8 protein-coding genes and 1 pseudogene are annotated in these 20,658 nt (G+C 67.1%); all 9 read left to right on the top strand.

The genetic code is table 11. The features are described from left to right. Positions 1–909, top strand: coding sequence for a biotin--[acetyl-CoA-carboxylase] ligase (locus FB478_RS10780; RefSeq protein ID WP_018770089.1), 909 nt, complete (start codon positions 1–3; stop codon positions 907–909). Next, entirely contained in the window at positions 902–1,498 is a 597-nt protein-coding gene (locus FB478_RS10775; RefSeq protein WP_018770088.1) for a PH domain-containing protein, read from the top strand. Before FB478_RS10780 ends, FB478_RS10775 begins: the two co-directional genes overlap by 8 nt. A 145-nt stretch (positions 1,499–1,643) precedes the next feature. After that, the gene (locus FB478_RS10770; RefSeq protein ID WP_223995152.1) at positions 1,644–2,723 is read left to right on the top strand and encodes an adenylate/guanylate cyclase domain-containing protein; all 1,080 of its coding nucleotides are present in this window, start codon (positions 1,644–1,646) and stop codon (positions 2,721–2,723) included. A 134-nt stretch (positions 2,724–2,857) separates the two neighbouring features. Beyond that, positions 2,858–9,031 (top strand): Ig-like domain-containing protein, encoded by a 6,174-nt coding sequence (locus FB478_RS10765; protein ID WP_144600437.1) that lies wholly within the window; start codon positions 2,858–2,860, stop codon positions 9,029–9,031. A 147-nt stretch (positions 9,032–9,178) separates the two neighbouring features. Next, a complete protein-coding gene (locus FB478_RS10760) occupies positions 9,179–15,289 on the top strand; it encodes an Ig-like domain-containing protein (protein ID WP_144600435.1) in 6,111 nt (2,036 codons plus the stop codon). A gap of 52 nt (positions 15,290–15,341) precedes the next feature. Continuing rightward, the gene (locus FB478_RS10755) at positions 15,342–16,313 is read left to right on the top strand and encodes a MoxR family ATPase (protein WP_144600433.1); all 972 of its coding nucleotides are present in this window, start codon (positions 15,342–15,344) and stop codon (positions 16,311–16,313) included. Between the two features lie 73 nt (positions 16,314–16,386). Beyond that, complete coding sequence (locus FB478_RS10750; protein WP_018771878.1) at positions 16,387–17,730, top strand: DUF58 domain-containing protein; 1,344 nt, start codon at positions 16,387–16,389, stop codon at positions 17,728–17,730. Then, positions 17,727–20,330, top strand: a complete 2,604-nt coding sequence (locus tag FB478_RS10745) for a transglutaminase family protein (protein ID WP_144600431.1) — start codon at positions 17,727–17,729, stop codon at positions 20,328–20,330. Before FB478_RS10750 ends, FB478_RS10745 begins: the two co-directional genes overlap by 4 nt. Further along, a pseudogene (locus FB478_RS21530) lies at positions 20,327–20,407 on the top strand (zinc-ribbon domain-containing protein); the annotation flags it as partial. The gene FB478_RS10745 and the pseudogene FB478_RS21530, both read left to right, overlap by 4 nt. Positions 20,408–20,658: the final 251 nt, after the last annotated feature.

The following is a 20,658-nucleotide window of genomic DNA, read 5'->3' as shown; positions in this document are numbered from 1 at the left end:
ATGGACGACGCACACGCACCGGGCACCCCCCTGAACCGAGGGGACCTGGCCGACCAGCGTTTCCTCTCTGCCACCGGAATACCGCGGATCGACGTGGTGGACTCCACGGGCTCCACCAACGCGGACCTCCTGCGCGGTGTCACGGTGGAACCTTCGGCCTGGCCTGACCTCTCCGTGCTGACCGCCGAGTACCAGACCGCCGCCAGGGGACGCCTGGACAGGCGCTGGGAAGCGCCGCCGCTGAGCTCGGTGTCCGTGTCCGTGGTGCTGCGTCCGGTCAACGCGGACGGCAGGCCCCTGCCCACCCAGTGCTACTCCTGGTTGTCACTGATCGCAGCGCTGGCGCTGCGTGAGACGCTCCTGGAAACGGCCGGGATTCCGGCCGAGCTCAAGTGGCCCAACGACGTCCTGGTGCGGGGCAGGAAAATCGCCGGCATCCTCGCCCAGCTGGGGCCGATGGTTGATGGCAACGTGCCCCCGGTGATCCTGGGGACCGGCCTGAACGTCACCCTGACCGAAAGCGAACTTCCGGTGCCCACCGCCACCTCCGTGGCCCTGGAAGGTGCCCGCACCACGGACCGGACCGCGCTGCTGAAAAGCTACCTGTCCCACTTTGCGGTCCTGTACCGCAGTTTCTGCAACGCCGACGGCGACCCTGCGGCCGGGATGGCCGGTGGCCCGTCGCTGCACAAGAGGGTGGAAGCCGTGATGGTCACCCTGGGCAAGCAAGTGCGCGCACAGCTGCCCGGCGACCACGAGATCATTGGACACGCGTCCCGCCTGGACGATTACGGCTCCCTGCTGGTGGTGGACCGCGACTTGCGGGAGCACGTGGTGACCGCCGGCGACGTGGTGCACCTGCGGCCCTGGACGGCGCCGGACGCGCCAGGCCAAGGTGGTTATGCGTAGAATCCTGGTTCCCGGGGAGCAGGTCATCGTCACTACCCGCCCGCAGCCCCGGAAGCTGGCCGGGGCAGCCGTGGCCTTCGTGCTGGCGCCGGCGTTGGCGGCGTACGCCAGTGCCTGGATCGTCCGCGGCGGGGCAGCCCGCATGGCTCCTGCCCTTGGCCGCCAGTGGACGCCGTGGCTTGTCACTGCCTGCGTCCTCGCTGCTGCGGCTGTCTGGCTGGGCTACTGCCTGCCCCGCCTGCTCCGCTGGCAGGGCACCCGCTACACGCTTACCAGCCAACGGATGGTGGCGCGGTACGGGCTGCTTAACCGGCGGGACCAGCAGGTGAACCTGGCGTCGGTGCGTAACCTGACGGTCCACGAATCGCTGCTGCAGCGATTGGTGCGCTCGGGGAATATATCCTTGGAAACCGGGTACCAGGGCGTGGTGACTTTCCGCGACGTGCCTGAGGTTGCCAAATTCCGCGACTTTATCCTCGACGCCATCGGGGAACTGCCGGACGACAGCGCCCAGCCGGATGGCGCGACGCATTACCCTGCCGGTGCTTTTCCGGAGGACATGAGAGAAGGTGGACGGGATGACCGATGAGGACCAGCAGGAACGCGTCGACAGCACCGCCCCTGCCACCGCCGCCCTTGATCCTGACGCTGCGCCCGTGGAGGTGGCCGCTTCCGGCGACGCCGCACCGGAACCCGGATCCGCGCCGGAACCCGGTTCCACGCCGGCCGCGGCCATGCCGGATGCAGACCGGCACCCGCCCACCGGCGCCATGTCCGCCGAACGCCTGGCCATGAAGGCCCTCGAAGCCCGTCTCCTGGGCGGGGAACGGAAGCTCCGCCGTCGTGAAGTTGCCGCCGGCGCCGGACTCTCCCTGCTCTCTGCCCGCAAGCTCTGGCGTGCACTGGGGTTTCCGAATTTCGGCGACGAGGACGTTGCCTTCACCGAACGCGACCAGGCCGCCCTGTCCACCGTGGTGGACCTGGTCCGCGCCGGCAAGCTCACCGAAGAAGCAGCCATTTCGGTGACCCGCTCCATCGGGCAGATGACGGACCGCATGGTGGTCTGGCAGATCGAAGCCCTGGTGGAGGACATGGTCCACGAGCAGGGCGTCACCGATGCTGTGGCCCGCAAGCGCCTGGTCAACGAACTTCCCGCGCTGGTGGACGCGCTGGAAGAGGTCCTGGTGTACTCATGGCGGCGCCAACTCAACGCCGGCGTCCAGCGACTCGCCGTCCGTGCCGAGGCCGGGCTGCAGGCCAGCGAGGAAGGCCGTGAAGGCGATGAGGACGACGCGCCGCTGCCCCTGGCCCGCGCGGTCGGCTTCGCGGACCTTGTCTCCTACACCAGCCTGTCCCGCCGGATGAACGAAAAGACCCTTGCGCGGCTGGTCCAGCGCTTCGAAAACAAGTGCGCCGAAATCATCTCGGTGGGCGGCGGCCGGCTGGTCAAGACCGTGGGCGACGAAGTCCTGTACATCGCCGAAACCCCGGCGGCCGGTGCCGAAATCTCCCTGGCGCTGGCCGAGGCCTTCACCGAGGACGAAATCCTTCCCGAAGCCCGGGTGGCCATGGTGTGGGGCAGGATCCTGTCCCGCCTGGGCGACATCTACGGTCCCACGGTCAACCTGGCCGCCCGGCTGACCACCCTTGCCGATCCCGGAACGGTTCTGGTCGACTCCATGACGGCCTCCGCCCTGGAGCACGACGAGCGGTTCATCATGATTCCCCAGGCCCCGGAAAATGTCCGCGGCTTCGGTGAGATCAATCCCGTCCGCCTCACCCGCGGCCGGGGCAAGGGCCTGGTCCTGGACTAGGAAACCGGCAGCCGTCGAAGCCGCCCGGAAGAATTTGTCCATTTGCTGGCGTATAGCGGTATCGTTGTGGTGCCCGGGGTCCTGTGACGCCGGCTGCAGGCACAGAGCCTAGATTTACCGGGGGATTTCCACTCATGACACGTCGCGGACAAACGCGCGCCCAGAGGCCTGCTGCCAGCGCGCCCCGACGGCCCCGCCTGCCGCGATCGCGGTGGTTCACCGGCACTGCGTTTGGTGCTGTGGTTGCTGTTGTGGTGACGGGTGCTGTGTTGTATCCGGGGTTTAAGACCACTGAGGTGGAGTTGAATGACGGCGGCGTGTGGGTGGTGTCGAAGTCGAAGAATGCTGTGGGGCGGTTGAATTATCCGTCGCGGGTGTTGGACGGTGCGGTGACGCCGGCGTCGACGACGTTCGATGTGTTGCAGCATGCAGGTGAGGTGTTCGTCGATGACGAGACTGGTTCGACGTTGAACCAGGTGTCGCCGGCGAATATGCGCCTGGGTGGGGATAAGCAGTTGCCGGGGGCTGCTGATGTGAGTTTTGGGACGCGGACGATTTCGGTGACGGATGCTGCGTCGGGGAAGGTGTGGGCGGTGTCGCCGTCCACCGTGAATGGTTTTGATAAGGAAGCGTCGGAGCCGGTGATGGTCGGTTCGGCGGGCATCGTCTCTGCGGTGGGTTCTGATGACCGGGTGTATTCGGCGGACCCTAAGACCGGTGTTGTGACGGTGACGGGTGTTGACGCCAACGGTGAGGTGACGTCGTCGGAGTCCAGCACGTGGGATGGGCTTAAGGGTGCCGGGGATCTGCAGATGACGGTGGTGGGGGACCGGCCGGTGGTGCTGGATGCCGCGGCGGGGAACCTGTTCCTGCCTGGTGGCAAGCGGCTGGCGCTGGAGAATGCCAGGGATGCGAAGTTGCAGCAGGCGGGGCCGGGCAGTGATGTTGTGGCGCTGGCCACGCGGAAGGCGTTGCTGAAGCAGCCGCTTGACGGGGGAGCGGCGAAGGTGGTGGCGTTCGACGGCGAGGGTGTTCCGGCTGCTCCGGTGCAGTTGGGCGGGTGTGTGCATGCGGCGTGGTCGGGTGCGAACAAGTATGTCCGGGATTGCGTCAATGATGGTGACGATAAGAAGGTTGACGTGCCCAGGGCGAGTGCGTCGCCGTCGTATGTTTTCCGGGTGAACCGGGACCTGGTGGTCCTGAATGATGTGAACTCCGGGAACGTGTGGCTGGTGAACCAGAACATGCAGCTGGTCAACAACTGGGACGACGTCATCCCACCCAAGGAAACTTCCGACGACGCCGACAAGGACTCCGCGGACGAGGTGCAGCAGACGGTTTTGCCGGACCGCACCAAACCCAACAGCGCCCCCGTGGCCAAACCGGACCAGTTCGGCATCCGGGCAGGGAAAACAACCATCCTGCCTGTCCTGGACAATGACTCTGACCCCGACAGCGACGTGCTGACCGTCCGCACTCCGGAAGGCGTCAAGACGGGCTCCGTTTCGCCCATCTACGGCTCCACCGGGCTGCAGGTTGCGGTGCCCGCGGACAAGACGGGCAGCGAAACCTTCAAGTACACAGTGGATGACGGCCGCGGACTCTCTGCATCGGCCGACATCACCCTCAATGTCATTCCGGCCGGCAGCAACACACCGCCGCGGCAAAAGCCCAACCGGAACACCACCCTGGTGGTCCAAACAGGCAAGGCCGTCACGCAGAACATCCTTCCCGACTGGATCGACCCCGACGGCGACGACTTGTTCGCCGTCTCCGTGTCCAGCGCCGACCCGCTGGACCAGGCCCGGATCCGCCCAGACGGCCAGCTCACCTTCCAGGACTCCGGCGCCGCCCCCGGCCGCAAAAACCTGACCGTAACAATGTCGGACGGACAAGCCACGGCCGAAGGCAAAGTCACCGTGGATGTCAGGAGCCCCGGCTCCCTGCCGCCGATCGCCAACGCCGATCACGTGGTGGCCGTTGCCGGCACCGACACCGTCATCACCCCGTTGAAGAACGATTCTGACCCGCAAGGCGGCACGTTGCGCCTGGCGCAGGCCACGCCCGATGCCGAGTCCACAGCCACCCTCAACCCGGACCAGCAGACTTTCACCTTCAACTCCCGTACCCTCGGCGCCCACTACGTCAGCTACCTTGTGACCAACGGCCCGGCCAGCGCCCAACAGCTGGTGCGCGTGGATGTGGTGCCGGGCACTGACGAGGGTGCTCCCGTCGCCGTCCGCGATACCGCACTGCTCCCCACCGGCGGCGACGTACTGGTGGATGTCCTGGGCAATGACTCGGATCCCTCGGGTGGCGTACTGGTGGTGCAGTCCGTCGCCGCCGACGCCGGCCTGCCGGTGAGCGTTGCGGTACTTGACCACTCGGTGGTCCGGATTACCGACATCCGCGCCGAAGGTCAGCTGACCGTCCGGTACACCGTCTCCAACGGCCGCTCGTCCGCGACCGGCGAGATCGCCGTACTGATGGTCCCCGCCCCGGCGAAGCTCCAGGCACCACAGGCAAAGCCGGACGAAGCCACCGTCCGGGTCAACGACGCCGTCACCATCCCCGTCCTGGCCAACGACGCCGACCCCAACGGCTCCAGGCTCGCACTCCTGCCCGACCTCGCCCAGCAGCCGGATGCCGCCGATGGACGCATGTTCGTGGCCGGTGACCAGCTGCGGTTCGTTGCCGGCCCCGAGGCGAAAACCGTATACGCCATCTACAAGGTGCAGAACGAATCCGGGCAAGTGGATTCCCAGCAGGTGACCATCCGCATCCGCGCCCGTGACGATGACCGGAACTCCCGCCCCGAGCCGCGCAACCTGACCGCGCGCGTGGTGGCAGGTATGACCGTCAAGGTACCCGTGCCCCTGGACGGCATCGACGCCGACGGCGACTCCGTCCAGCTCATCGGCATCGACAAGGCACCTGCCATGGGCACCGCAGTAGTACGGGACGGCTACCTGGAATTCACGGCGGCGGGCGACGCTGCCGGCACCGATAGCTTCACCTACCGGGTGCGGGACCGGATCGGCGCAGAGAACACCGGCACGGTGATCGTGGGCATCGCCCCGCCGGAGGCGAACAACCAGAAGCCCATTGCGGTGGACGACCCCGTGGATGTCCGGCCGGGCCGCAAAGTGGCGGTGGAGGCCCTGGCAAACGACTCCGACCCCGACGGCGACCCGCTCAGCCTGGTCTCCGATGGTTTCGAAGCCGGTTCCGGGTTGCAGGTGGAGGCCACAGACGGTGCCAGGGTCCTCTTCACGGCGCCCGGGGCTGCCGGCAACGAAAGCATCAGCTACCGCATCCAGGATGATAAGAAAGCTTCCTCCAGCGCCGTCATCCGGATCCGGATCAGCCCGGACGCCGAGCTCAAGCGTCCCGTGGCCAAGGATGACCGGGTATCGGTGGCAGAAACCCTTGGCAAGACCGCCGTCGATGTGCCGGTCCTGAAAAACGACACCGATGCCGACGGCGTGGCCACAGACCTGAAGGTCAGCCTGCCCGACGGAAATCCCAACGCCCACCCGGGCGGGTCGGGCAACGTAGTGGTGACCCTCACCCCGGAAGACCAGCTGATTCCCTACACGGTCACGGACGTCGACGGCCTCACTTCCACTGCCCTGATGTGGATCCCGGGCCAGGGCGCGCAGTACCCTACCCTCGCCAAGACCGACCCCGTTGAGGTCATGTCCGGCAAGGACGCCACCCTGGACCTGTCCGAATACGTCCGGGTCCGCAGTGGCCGCAGCGCCCGGATCACTGTGGCCGACTCCGTCCGGGTCCAGGGCGGCTCCCCGGAGGGCATCATCCGGTCCGACGGCAAAGCCCTGCGCTACACCGCCAAACCGGACTATGTGGGCCCGGGCTCCATCACCTTCGAAGTAACGGACGGCTCCGGACCCGACGACGCCGACGGCCTGAAATCCACCCTGGTCATCATGACCAAGGTGATCCCGGACCCCAACGCCAACCACCCGCCCACGTTCAGCGGCACCTCCGTGGACGTCCCCAGGGCCGAAACGGCAACGGTGGACCTCGCCGGACTGGCCAAGGACGTCGACGAACGGGACAAGGACAACCTCCGCTTCGAACTGGACGGGACGCTTCCCGCCGGCTTCAGCGCAAAGGTCGACGGCGCCACCCTCGCCATCACTGCCGATGGTTCCCTTGGCATCGGCGTCACCGGAAACATCCAGGTGAAGGTCACCGACGGCAGGTCACCCGCCGTCGGCGCCACCATCAGCGCACGCCATGTGGCCTCCAACCGGCCCCTGCCGGTGGCCAACGACGATGCGGTGGACAAGGCCAACGCAGGAAAGACGGAACAGGTCAACGTCCTGGCCAACGACTTCAACCCCTTCCCGGATACGCCCCTGCGGATCGTTGGCGCCACCGTGGAGACGGGCGCCGCAGCAGGCCAGCCGTCCGTGTCGGGGGACAGCGTCACCGTTACCCCGGCTGACGGGTACAAGGGCGTCATGGTGGTCCGCTACACCGTGGCCGACAAGACGGGCGACCTGTCCCGCCAGGTGGACGGCCGGCTGCGGCTCACCGTCCGCGGCAAACCCGACGCACCCTCTGCCCCCAGCGCCACCGACGTCCGCAGCCGCACCGCCGTTCTCAAGTGGGCGCCGCCGTCGGACAACGGCGCTCCCATCACGGGGTACACCGTCCGCTCGAACAACGGCTTCGAACAGAAGTGCCCCACCGCCACCTGCACGTTGAGTGGGCTCACCAACAACGTGAAGTACGTTTTCACGGTGCTCGCCACCAACGAGGTGGGGGACTCGCAGGCCTCGCCGCAGTCCAACGAAATCCGGCCTGACGAGAAGCCATCGCCACCGGAGGCGCCCACGGTGAAGGCCGGGGACAAGACCATGGCCATCACTTGGCCATCGGCGAAAACCGAGGGCTCGCCGGTGAAGCACTACAACCTGGAGATCTCACCGCCACCGGCCAGCGGCGTCGCGGTAAAGAACGAGGTCGCCGGGCTGAACTACACCTGGACCGGCCTCACCAACGGCGTGAAGTACAAGGTGCGCGCCCAGGCCGTCAACGAGCTTGGCGCCTCCGACTGGGGTACCTATTCAGCGGAGGACAATCCCGCCGGTGTCCCGGCGCCACCTGCAGCACCTTCGTCCGCCGTCGCAGCATCCGTTGGAACCCAGAACCAGCTTCGGGTCACGTGGGCCGAACCCAATACCAACGGTGATCCGATCAGCACCTATTACGTCACCATGAGCGGCGGCAACGCCCCCGCCCAGACGCAGACCGTCCCCGGCAACGTCCGCACCGCAAACTTCACCGCCAACAACTCCGAGGCCGCCTACACGTTCACGGTGCAGGCTGAGAACAAGGCCGGCAAGGGCGCGGTCAGCCCGCCCTCCGCGCCCCGGCGCGCCACCGGCAAGCTGGCGACGGTCTCCGGCGTGACGGCCACGCCGGCGAACACCGGCGGAGCAGGACGCGCCGTGACAGTGGACTTCCGCAAACTGACCGCGGCGGAACGCAACGGTTCTGCCGAAAACGAAGTCAGCTACAGCTACAACGCCAGCAACGGTGCCCGCGGGCCCATCACGCCCGGCCAGACCATCGGCGGCTTCACCAACGGCAGCGCCGTCAGTATCACCGTCGTCGCCAACTCCACGGTGGCCCCGAGTTCTGATGGAAGCGCCCCTGCCACCGCCACGCCGTACGGCTCCCCGGGGACTCCCTCGGCGTCCGGCCAAAACGGCGGTGTAAACCAAAAATCCGCCACCCTGAACTGGTCCTCCCCGTCCACCAGCACCAACGACGTGGCGCAAACGAGGATCAAGATCAACAACGGCGGCTGGGAGAACGTTGCCCCCTCCGGCAGCAGGACGGTCAACACGGCCAACTTCGGTGACACCGTCACCATCGCGGTCCAGACCTTCAACTCCGTCGGCACCGGCAGCGCGGTGGTTACCGCCAGCGCCACCGCGGGCAAACAGGGCCTGTGGGAAACCCGGATCAAGACCTCCGACCCCAACTTCGTGAGGAGCTGCACCTTCACCATGGGGGGATCGAACTACCGGCCAAGTCCCTACTTCGACTGTGACGGCGTCAACGCGGACAGCCCGCCCTGGTTCTACAAGGCGGACCAGGACCGCATCATGGTGGCGTGCTGGATCGACCAGAGCGACAACTGGTCCGGCAACGGGATCGTCCGATGGTGGCGGGTTGAATCCGGCTCGGCACGGAATGTTGGCCGCTACGTGATCGCCGGCCACACCACGCTCGCCGATCCCGCCGGGCTTGGGGCACCGCATTGCTAGGCCCCATGCCCGGCCACAGCCCGGGCAGTTGTGCCCATCGCGGCGGTTTCCGCTATTCGGTAGGCTTACCCCGGGGAAAAGGAAGCCTGCTGCCTGTCCTGCGACCAGGCCGCCATCTGGCTACACAATCTGAGGGAAATTAACGCTGTGACAACTCTGCTGGGGAAGCTCGGGCTGAAAAAGCGACATAGGAAACTCGTCACCGGCACTGCGTTTGGTGCTGTGGTTGCTGTTGTGGTGACGGGTGCTGTGTTGTATCCGGGGTTTAAGACCACTGAGGTGGAGTTGAATGACGGCGGCGTGTGGGTGGTGTCGAAGTCGAAGAATGCTGTGGGGCGGTTGAATTATCCGTCGCGGGTGTTGGACGGTGCGGTGACGCCGGCGTCGACGACGTTCGATGTGTTGCAGCATGCAGGTGAGGTGTTCGTCGATGACGAGACTGGTTCGACGTTGAACCAGGTGTCGCCGGCGAATATGCGCCTGGGTGGGGATAAGCAGTTGCCGGGGGCTGCTGATGTGAGTTTTGGGACGCGGACGATTTCGGTGACGGATGCTGCGTCGGGGAAGGTGTGGGCGGTGTCGCCGTCCACCGTGAATGGTTTTGATAAGGAAGCGTCGGAGCCGGTGATGGTCGGTTCGGCGGGCATCGTCTCTGCGGTGGGTTCTGATGACCGGGTGTATTCGGCGGACCCTAAGACCGGTGTTGTGACGGTGACGGGTGTTGACGCCAACGGTGAGGTGACGTCGTCGGAGTCCAGCACGTGGGATGGGCTTAAGGGTGCCGGGGATCTGCAGATGACGGTGGTGGGGGACCGGCCGGTGGTGCTGGATGCCGCGGCGGGGAACCTGTTCCTGCCTGGTGGCAAGCGGCTGGCGCTGGAGAATGCCAGGGATGCGAAGTTGCAGCAGGCGGGGCCGGGCAGTGATGTTGTGGCGCTGGCCACGCGGAAGGCGTTGCTGAAGCAGCCGCTTGACGGGGGAGCGGCGAAGGTGGTGGCGTTCGACGGCGAGGGTGTTCCGGCTGCTCCGGTGCAGTTGGGCGGGTGTGTGCATGCGGCGTGGTCGGGTGCGAACAAGTATGTCCGGGATTGCGTCAATGATGGTGACGATAAGAAGGTTGACGTGCCCAGGGCGAGTGCGTCGCCGTCGTATGTTTTCCGGGTGAACCGGGACCTGGTGGTCCTGAATGATGTGAACTCCGGGAACGTGTGGCTGGTGAACCAGAACATGCAGCTGGTCAACAACTGGGACGACGTCATCCCACCAAAGAACCAGTCCGACGACCAGGACCAGGAGTCGGCGGACAACAACACCATCAACATCCTGCCGGACCGCACCAAACCCAACCGTCCGCCGGAAACCAAGCCCGACGCCGTCGGAGTCCGCCCGGGCCGCACCACCATCCTCAGCGTCCTGGACAACGACTCCGACCCCGACGGCGACGTGCTCACCGCAGCGGTCGGGGAGGCCGGGCCCAAGTCCGGCACCCTGGAAAGCATCTACGGCGGCACGGCGTTCCAGATCACCGTGCCCGCGGACGCCAAACCCGGCACGGAGACCTTCAACTACAGCGCCTCCGACGGCCGCGGCCTGTCCGCCACGGGCCAGGTCACGCTCAGCGTCGTAGGACCCGATGAGAACAAGCCGCCGAAGTTCAAGCGCGGCGAAGACACCACCATGCTGGTGGAACAGGGCAAGACCGTCAGCCAGAACATCCTCACCGACTGGATCGATCCCGACGGCGATGACCTGGTCCTGCTGGATGCCAAGGCCGACAACGACCAGGACCAGGTCAAGGTACGGCGCGACGGCCTGCTCACCTTCCAGGATTCCGGGGCCACGGCCGGCAAGAAGAACGTCCAGGTCACCATCTGGGACGGCCGCGCCACTGTCACCGGCAAGGTGGTGGTCAATGTCCAGCCGCCCGGCGCCCTGGCACCCGTGGTCAACGCCGACCACGTCACCGCCGTCGTGGGCCAGGACCTGGTCATCTCCCCGTTGAAGAACGACGTCGATCCCAACGGTGGTGCCCTCCGGCTGGCCCAGGTGGAAGCCAACGGCCCTGCCGAACTCGGCCCCGTCACCGACGGCGGCACCTTCACCTTCCGCAGCACCACCCCCGGTCCGGTCTACCTCACCTACATTGCCAGCAACGGCCCGCAAAGCAGCCAGGGCCTCATCCGCGTCGACGTGGAATCCGGCAACGACGGCGGCGACCCCGTGGCGGTCCACGACGTGGCCCTGATGCCCACCGGCGGCAGCGTCCTGCTGGATCCCCTGGCCAACGACTCCGACCCCTCCGGCGGCGTCCTGGTGCTGCAGTCCGTCAAACTCCCCGATAACGCGACTGTGTCCGTCAGCGTGATCAACCACAGCGTCCTGCGGATCACCGACATCCTGGGTACCAAGGACCCCATACTGTTCGAATACACCATGTCCAACGGCAGGAAGTCGGCCACCGGCAGCGTGTCAGTGGTGCCCGTCCCGGCGCCGGCCGTGGTGGAGGCGCCGCAACCCAAACCGGATGAAGTCAATGTCCGCGTCAACGACGTGGTCACCATCCCCGTCCTGGACAACGACACCCACCCGCAGGGCCAGGAACTGTCTGTGGACCCCGTCCTGCCGCAGGCCGTGGATCCCGCCGACGGCAAGAGCTTCGTCTCCGAGAACACGCTCCGCTTCATCGCCGGCAGCCAGCCCAAGACCGTGCGCGCCATCTACAACGCGGTGGATCCGCAGGGCCAGAAGAGCGCAGCCGCCGTCACCATCCACATCCTGCCGCTCGAGGGCGCGGAGAACTCCCGCCCCCAGCCGCGCAACCTGACCGCCCGCGTGGTGGCGGCCGGCACCGTCCGGATTCCGGTCCCCCTTGACGGCATTGACCCCGACGGCGACTCGGTGCAGCTGACCGGCATCGACAGCACCCCTGCCATGGGAACCGCCACGGTGGGCAGCAATTTCATCGACTTCACCGCCGCAGGTGACGGCGCCGGTACAGACACCTTCCGCTACAAAGTGGTGGACCGCCAGGGCGCCATCAACACGGGCACGGTGACGGTGGGCATCGCACCCCGCGGCGAGTCCAACCAGAAGCCCACCCCGGTGGATGACGAGGTCCGGGTACGCCCGGGCCGGCAGATCGCCGTCGACGCAACGGCAAACGATACCGATCCCGACGGTGACCGCATCCGCATCCTCACCGACGGCATCGACGCCGACCCGGCACTGCAGGCCACCGTCAGCAGGAACAGCGGCCGCATCATCCTCCTGGCCCCGAACGAGGCCGGAACCGTCAATGTGCGGTACACCGTCGCCGACGACCGGGATGCCACGGCGCAGGCCACCATCCGCTTGGTGGTTGACAACGAAGTGCCCCTGAAAGCCCCGATTGCCCGGGATGACAGGGTGACGTCTGCCCAGGCCATGGGCAAGACCGCCGTTGATGTGCCGGTCCTCAAGAACGACGAGGACCCCGACGGCGTGGGCGAGAACCTGAAGATCAGCACGGAGGCCACCACGGCGCGGCCTGGCGGCAACGGCAACATGCTGGTGGACCTTACCGAACAGCCCCAGCTGGTCCCGTACACCGTGGAGGACGTGGACGGCCAGCAGTCAACGGCCATCATCTGGGTGCCGGGCCTGGGCCAGCAGGTTCCCACCCTGGCCAAGGACGAGGTCCTTGAAGTGGTGGCCGGGCAGTCCGTGGACGTCGACCTGAAGGACTGGGTCAAGGTACGGGAGGGACGCTCGCCGCGGCTGACCCAGGTGGACCGGATCAAACTCATCGGTGCCGACGGCGGGAATCCGGTCACGGGAGACGGCACCGGCCTGAAGTACACGGCGGGCGCCGACTACGTGGGCCCGGGGTCCCTCACGTTCGAGGTGACCGACGGCACCGGACCTGACGATCCCGCCGGCCTGAAGTCCACCCTGAGCATCCGCACCAAGGTCCTGCCGGACCCCAACAAAAACAACCCGCCCGAGCTGCTCGGCGCGGACGTTGATGTCCCCAAGGGCGACACGGCCAGCACGGACCTGGGAAAGCTGACCTCCGATCCCGACCGGGACGACGTCGAAAAGATGAAGTACCAGCTGGTGGGCGACCCGCCCGGCGGTTTCAGTGCACGCATCGAAGGCAGGACCCTGAAGGTTTCCGCGGCGGACTCGACGGCCACGGGGACCAGGGGCGCCGTGCAGGTCAAGGCGACGGACTCCCGCGGCCTCGAAGCCACGGCCACGTACCCGCTCGCCGTGACAGCCTCCAACCGGCCCAAGCCGGTGGCCAATGACGACGTGGAGCCCAACGCCGCCGCCGGGAAGCCCGTGACCATCAACGTCCTGGCGAACGACGCCAACCCGTTCCCCGAAACACCGCTGAAGATCATCGCCGCCAATACCGAAACAGGCAGCGGCAACGTAGGCGTCAACGGCGACTCGGTGACGGTCACGCCTGCTCCCGGCTTCACCGGAACCCTGGTGGTGGCGTACACCGTGGAGGACAAGACGCAGGACAGCTCCCGGCATGCCACGGCACGGGTCCGGCTGACAGTCAAGGACAAACCTGCAGCGCCCACCACGCCCCAGGCACAGAGTGTGGGGGACCAAACCGCGCTGCTCAACTGGTCCGCCCCCGCGGACCGGGGCTCAGCCATCACCAAGTACACGGTGTATGGGGAGGGCGGGTTCCGGCAGGACTGCCCCGCCAACACCTGCACCCTGAACGGGCTGACCAACAACACCACTTACCACTTCCAGGTCACGGCCACGAATGAATTCGGCGAGTCGGACCGGTCGCCGGCCTCGGCGGACGTCCGGCCGGACGTCAAACCGGATACTCCGTTGGCCCCATCCCTGAAATTCGGCGACAAGCAACTGGCCGTCAACTGGACCGCACCGGCCAGCAAGGGCTCCCCGGTGAAGTCCTACGACCTGGAGATCTCACCGGCGCCGGCCGGCCAGAACGCCCAGATCCAGAACCTGACCTCCGTCAGCTATGTGTGGAAGGGACTGCAGAACGGGGTGTCGTACAAGGTCCGCGTCCTGGCCCGCAACGACGCCAAGGACCCGTCCGAGTGGAGCCCGTATTCGGCGGCCGAAGTCCCGGCCGGTGTTCCCGCGACCCCTGCCGCGCCAAGCGTGTCGCAGGCAACTCCGGTGGGCTCGCAGAGCCAGCTGCGAGTGGTCTGGTCCGCGCCCAACAACAATGGCGACCCTGTCTCGTCCTACACCCTGACCACCCTCCGTGGTGGCGCGGCGGTGGCCAGCCAGCAGGTTGCCGGCACCTCGCAGAACGTCACCGTGGACAACTCCGAGTCCAACTACACCTTCACGGTGGCTGCCACCAACAAGGCCGGTACCAGTGCCACCAGTGCGCAGTCGGCCCCCATCCGGGCGGCCGGCAAGCCCGGACAGGTCAACGGCGGGACGGTGCGGGAGAACGGAACCAGCGGTCAGCTGGAGGTTACGTTCACGCCGCTGACGGATGCCCAGCGCAACGGCTCCACGGCGTCCGAGATTGCCTACTCCTACAACGCCGACGGCAAGACCGGCGCCATCAAGGCCGGGGGCGGAACCATTGGCGGCATGACCAACGGCAGGGACATCACTGTCACGATCATCGCAACGTCCACGAAGAACAACATGTCCGGCGACGCGAAGGCCATCGGCACGGGGAACCCCTATGGTCCGGCCAATGCCCCCAACGTGAACGGCACGACATCGGCGAAGGGCGACGGGCAGGTGCACTGGACCTGGAATAACCCCAGCACCAACGGCCGTCCGCTTAACCACTATGAGGTCAGCATGGACGGCGGAGGCTGGCAGAACGTGGGCAAGGCGACCAGCTATGACGCGGGCGCCGGTGGATGGAACCAGAGCCACAGGCTGCGCGTCCGCGCCGTAACGGTGGTGGACGGGGCGATTGGCGGACCGGCAACCTCAACCTCCGGTCCAGACAACACCCCGCCGCCGCCCACGTCCTGGAACGTCACGGCCAGCCCTGTCCGCAGCTGCACGGAGCCCCGCAAGGGCACCGACAGCTACGTTGCCGGCAACCCATCACAGTGCACGGGTGAGGGGATTTGGCTCGACGCAGGCGCTTACTCCCGGGCTGACCGCTACCAGGTCTGGTACAAGACCTCGAACAATCCCAGCGGCATCTGGTACCACCTGAGCGAAGGAATGGCCGCGGGCAACTGGCTCCGCTGCGACACCTCCAACGTGGGCTGCAACCCGCCGGCCGGCATGCCGAACCGCTAGCTAGCTCCAGCATCAAACAGGGAATTTCGACCAGTAGAAGGAAGCACATTTCATGACCATGACCATTGAGCAGGCCGAGTGGTTTGCCGACACGTTCGAAAAGCTGGTTGCCAACGTGGGGCAGGCGGTGCTGGGCAAGGAACCCGTCATCCGGCTGACCTTCACCGCCATGCTGGCCGAGGGCCACGTCCTGTTCGAGGACGCTCCGGGCACCGGGAAGACCTCCCTGGCCCGGGCCCTCGCCGCCACGGTGCAGGGCTCCAACAACCGCATCCAGTTCACGCCTGACCTGCTTCCCTCCGACGTGACGGGTGTGACCATCTACGACCAGAAGACGCAGAAGTTCGAGTTCCACAAGGGCCCCATCTTCAACAACATCGTCTTGGCCGACGAAATCAACCGTGCCTCGCCGAAGACCCAGTCGGCGCTGCTGGAAGTCATGGAGGAATCCCGGGTCACCGTGGACGGCGTCACGTACGAGGCAGGCCGCCCCTTCATGGTCATGGCAACCCAGAACCCCATCGAGCAGGCAGGTACCTACCGCCTGCCCGAGGCCCAGTTGGACCGCTTCCTGATCAAGACCTCCATCGGCTACCCTGACCACGCCTCCACCGTCCGGCTGCTGGGCGGAAACAACCTGAAGGACCGGTCCAAGGACCTGTCTGCCGTCATCACCACCCAGGCGGTGGCGGACATGGCCGACCTCGCCGCCACGGCGCACGTGGACACCGCAGTGCTTGAGTACATCTCCCGGCTCTGCGAGGAAACCCGCAGTGCCCCGGAGACGCGCCTGGGCGTCTCCGTCCGCGGCGCCCTGGCCATGGTCCGGGCCGCCAAGGTCTGGGCTGCCTCGCAGGGACGGAACTTTGTGCTGCCGGATGACATCAAGGAACTGGCACCCGTGGTGTGGACCCACCGGTTCGTGATGGACCCCGAAGCCGAATTCTCGGGCGCCACCGCTGAGGCCGTGCTGACCAGGATCCTCGCCGACGTCGCCGCCCCGCAGCAGCGCACCAACGCCTGAGGCGCCGGGCCCGCGGCTTCAAGCCGCAGCCACCACCACTGACATTCCAGCGCAACAACGAAGGCACACCCCTATGTCTGACGGCACGTCCAGCGGCGCCCCGCTGACCCGGCTCGCGGAGCGTCTCCGGCAACCCTTCCACCGGAACGGCCGCCCCACCCGGCTGCACCCCGCGGCCGTATGGTCCGAAGCCAGCAGCACCGCCCTCCTCGCCCTGGCACCCGCCGGGCGGGCTGTCCGGGACACCTGGCTGAGGTACGCCTGGCCGGTGCTGTCCGTGGTCAGCATCCTGGGGTGGTCCGTCCTGGCCGCTGCCATCCTGCTGTGGGCCACAGGCCAGGCCTTCGGTTGGCAGGAAGCCACGGCAGCGTCCATTGCCGCCTTCGCCATGTTCGTGATCGCGGTGGCCTTCATCCTCGGCAGGTCCTCCTACGGCGTGGTGCTGGACCTTGCCCGCACGCGGGTGGCGGTGGGGGACAGCGCCGTCGGCAGCATTGCCGTCTCCAACACGTCGGCCCGGCCGCTGCTGCCGGCCGCGCTGGAACTGCCGGTGGGCAGCACCACGGCGGTCTTCCACCTGCCCCGGATGAAGCCCGGACAGGTCCATGAGGACCTGTTCACCATCCCCACCGCCCGGCGCGCCGTCATCGTGGTGGGACCGGTCCGCTCCGTCCGGGCCGACCCCCTGCACCTGCTGCGCCGCCAGGTCCTCTGGACCGAGCCGGAGGACCTCTTCGTCCACCCGCGCACCGTTGCCCTGGCCGGTTCCGCCGCAGGCTTCATCCGCGACCTCGAGGGCATGCCCACCACGGATCTGTCCAGCGCCGACGTCTCCTTCCACGCCCTGCGCGACTACGTGCCCGGGGATGACCGCAGGCACATCCACTGGAAGACCACGGCCCGGACCAACAAGCTGATGGTGCGCCAGTTCGAGGAAACCCGCCGCGCCCACCTGGCCATCTCGCTGTCCATTAACACGGACGAATACGCTTCCGACAACGAGTTCGAGATGGCCATCTCGGTGGCCGCCTCCATCGGCCGGCAGGCAATCCGCGAACAGCGGGAACTGGATGTGCTCACGCAAAAAGGACCCCTGCGCTGCGAAACCGGCCGCAACATGCTTGATGACATGACCCGGATCGTCGGCACCCCGATGCGCCGCACCGCCGTCGACCTTGCCAGGACCCTGGCCGACACGGTGCCCAATGCCTCCGTCGTGTTCTTCGTGGTGGGCAGCAATGTGACGGCAAGCCAGCTCCGTTCCGCTGCAGCCTCCGTCCCGCCCGGCGTCCGAAGCCTGGCGGTCCGGGTGGAAACCGGCGCCGCCCCCTCCAGGGCCAACATCGCAGACCTCACTGTCCTGACGCTCGGCGACCTGGCCGACCTTGCCATCGTGCTGAGAAAGGCTGCCGCATGAGCACCGCACCCGGCCATTCGCCACAAAGCGGTTCCCCGCAAACCCGTACCCGCCGCAAGGCTGCCACCCCGGATTCGGCCTTTGCGGACGGCCAGCCGGCCTGGCATTTCCTGATCGATGCCGGAGCCTTGGTGGTCCTGCTGGGCCTGGGCCTGCTCGGATTCGGTTTGAGCTTCGGCGGCGACCCGTACTACCTCCTGTCCGGGTTCGGCGGCATCATCCTTGGCCTGGGCATCGGCGCGGCGAACGCCCACCTGCGACTGGGGCTGCTGATCACCACCGCCCTGGCCCTGGCCGTCTACCTGGTGTTCGGAACCTTGCTGGCGGTGCCGGACGCCGCCATCGCCGGATTCGTCCCCACCCTGGATTCGCTGCGGACCCTGCTCCTGGGCGTTGTCTTCGCCTGGAAGGACATGCTGACGGTGGGGGTGCCGGTGGGAACCGCCGGCGGCGTGCTCATCGTCCCCTTCCTAAGTTCGCTGGTCCTGGCACTCGTGGCAGCGCTCCTGACCTGGCGGGCAAGGAGCCCCTACCTGCCGCTCCTGCCGGTACTGGTCCTGTTCGTCACGGGCATCGCCTTCAGCACCAACGCCGCGTTCCTGACCCTGGAACGCGGCATCGGCCTGACCGTCCTCGGCATCGCCTGGGCAACCTTCCGCCGGGACGCCCTGCGCCGGAACAGCACCCGCCGGGTAGCGGTGAACAGCCCCCAGGCGGACAGTGCCACCGCACGCCGCGCCAGGATCCGCCGGCTGGGCATGGCCGCGGGGGTGATTGCCGCCAGCGTGGGAATCACCGCGGTGGCCGCGCCAATGGTCAGCGCCGGCGATGACCGGAAGGTCCTCCGCAACGTGGTGGTACCGCCGTTCGATCCCAAGGACTACATCACCCCCCTGGCCAGTTTCCGGAGCTACGTCAAGGACAAGAAGGACGACACCCTGTTCGTCGTCAAAGGCCTCCCGCGGGACGGCCGGGTGCGCCTTGGCGCCCTGGATGCCTTCAACGGCACCAACTACAACATGGACCCTAACGGTTCGGGCAACTTCAGCAAGGTGGGCGACGCCAAGTCCATCAACACCCTGGCCGACACATCCGGGGTAGTACCCACCAACGACTACTCGATCAGCATCAACGTGGAGGACTACCAGGGCTTCTTCGTCCCCGGCGGCCGGAAGACCACGGGCATCAGCTTTGACCAGTCCGGCTCGGCTGCGGCTGCCGGCCTCTACTTCAACCCCGGAACGGACACCGCCGTCACCACCAGCGGATTGTCCCGCGGCGACTCCTACACCGTCCAGGTGTCCGACCCTGCCAAACTCGAGCACGGGCAGCTGACACAGTACGACTTCGCGAAGGTCTCCCTTCCCGACCCCCTGGAAGTTCCGCCGGTGGTGGGCTCCCAGGCCAACGACCTGTCCGCCGACGCGCCCACGGCCATCGACCGGGTGCGCCAGATCGAGGCGCACTTCCAGAAGACGGGGGCCTTCAGCAACGGTTTGGTCAGCGAGGGGCAGCTCCCCAGCGTCTCCGGCCACGGTTCAGCCCGGATCCGCAACCTGCTGACCGCCAAGCAGATGCTCGGCGACGATGAACAGTACGCGGTGGCCATGTCCCTGATGCTCCGGCACCTGGGCATCCCGTCCCGCGTGGTGATGGGTTTCTACCCTGAACCAACCAGCCCGGAGAACGGTGCGGGCGAGGTGAAGATCACCGGAAAGGACGTCCACGCCTGGGTGGAGGTCGCGTTTGAACGCGTGGGCTGGGTCAGCTTCGACCCCACCCCGCCGAAGGACAACATCCCCATTCCGCCGGACCCCGAGAACAAGTCCAAGCCCAAGCCGCAGGTGCTGCAGCCGCCGCCCCCGCCGCAGGAGCCCGCGGACCTGCCGCCAGATTCTTCACCGGACGCGCTGGACGCGGACCAGAAGAAGAACAATCCCTGGCTGTTCTGGGGCGCCCTCCTGGGCGCGCTGGGCGTCGCCGCCATCCCGCTGGTGATCCTGGGCCTGCCGCTGTTGCTGATCGCCTTGTTGAAGGCACGACGGCGGAAGTCCCGTTTCCGGGACGGCCATCCCGCCCAGCGCGTGGGCGGGGGCTGGAACGAGGTGGTGAGCCTGGCAACCGACCTGGGTGCCGCCGTCGACACCCGTTCGACACGGCGGGAAAGCGCTGCGGTCCTGGCCGATGCCTTCCCGGCGACCCAGGGGACCACCACCATGCTGGCGCGCCGGGCCGACGCCTCGATCTTCGGCGCCGGGGAACCAACCGAAGAGGATGTCCGCGAGTACTGGACCATCGTTGATGGTTCCCTCAAGGAGATGACCTCCGGGATGGGGTTCTGGCGGCGGCAGCAGGCACGGTTCTCGCCGCGCTCGCTGCTTGCCGACGCCCGGGCCGCGATGAACGCAGGCAAGGGCGCCAGCCTGCGCGGCGGCCGGGTGTCGCTGCCGGCGGTATCCGGGTTCATCGCTGCCCGCCGCCGTCGTGCCTCCGGCAGTGCCGGCGCACCGTCTGTTCAGCAAGGGCCTGTTCAACAAGGACCCAACCAGCAAGGACCCAACCAGCAAGGACCCAACCAGCAAGGACCCGGCCAGCAGTGACCTTCGATCCCGAACGCTGCCCGCGCTGCCGGCAGCCCGTCCCTGAGGGTGCCACGTTCTGCACTGCCTGCGGCGCGCCGCTGCCCAACAGGGCGGCGCGCCGCCCCCGCACCCCGGACCTGTCGGCAGACCAAGCAAGGAGCGATCCCGGGGAAGCGCGCCCCGCGCACTCGTCCGGGATTCCCGGTACTATCCCGGTAGTAGAAAGGCCCCCGGCACAGCCGGCGGGCACCGCATTGACGGGCACCGCGCAAGCGGGCACCTTGCATACGGGTACCGTGCCGGGCAGGACGGGCGGTACCACAAGGGTGGGGGCCGCTCCAGGGGG

The sequence above is a fragment of the Arthrobacter sp. AG367 genome, assembly GCF_007828995.1.
Lineage (GTDB): Bacteria > Actinomycetota > Actinomycetes > Actinomycetales > Micrococcaceae > Arthrobacter.
This window is presented reverse-complemented; position numbering and strand designations above follow the sequence as displayed.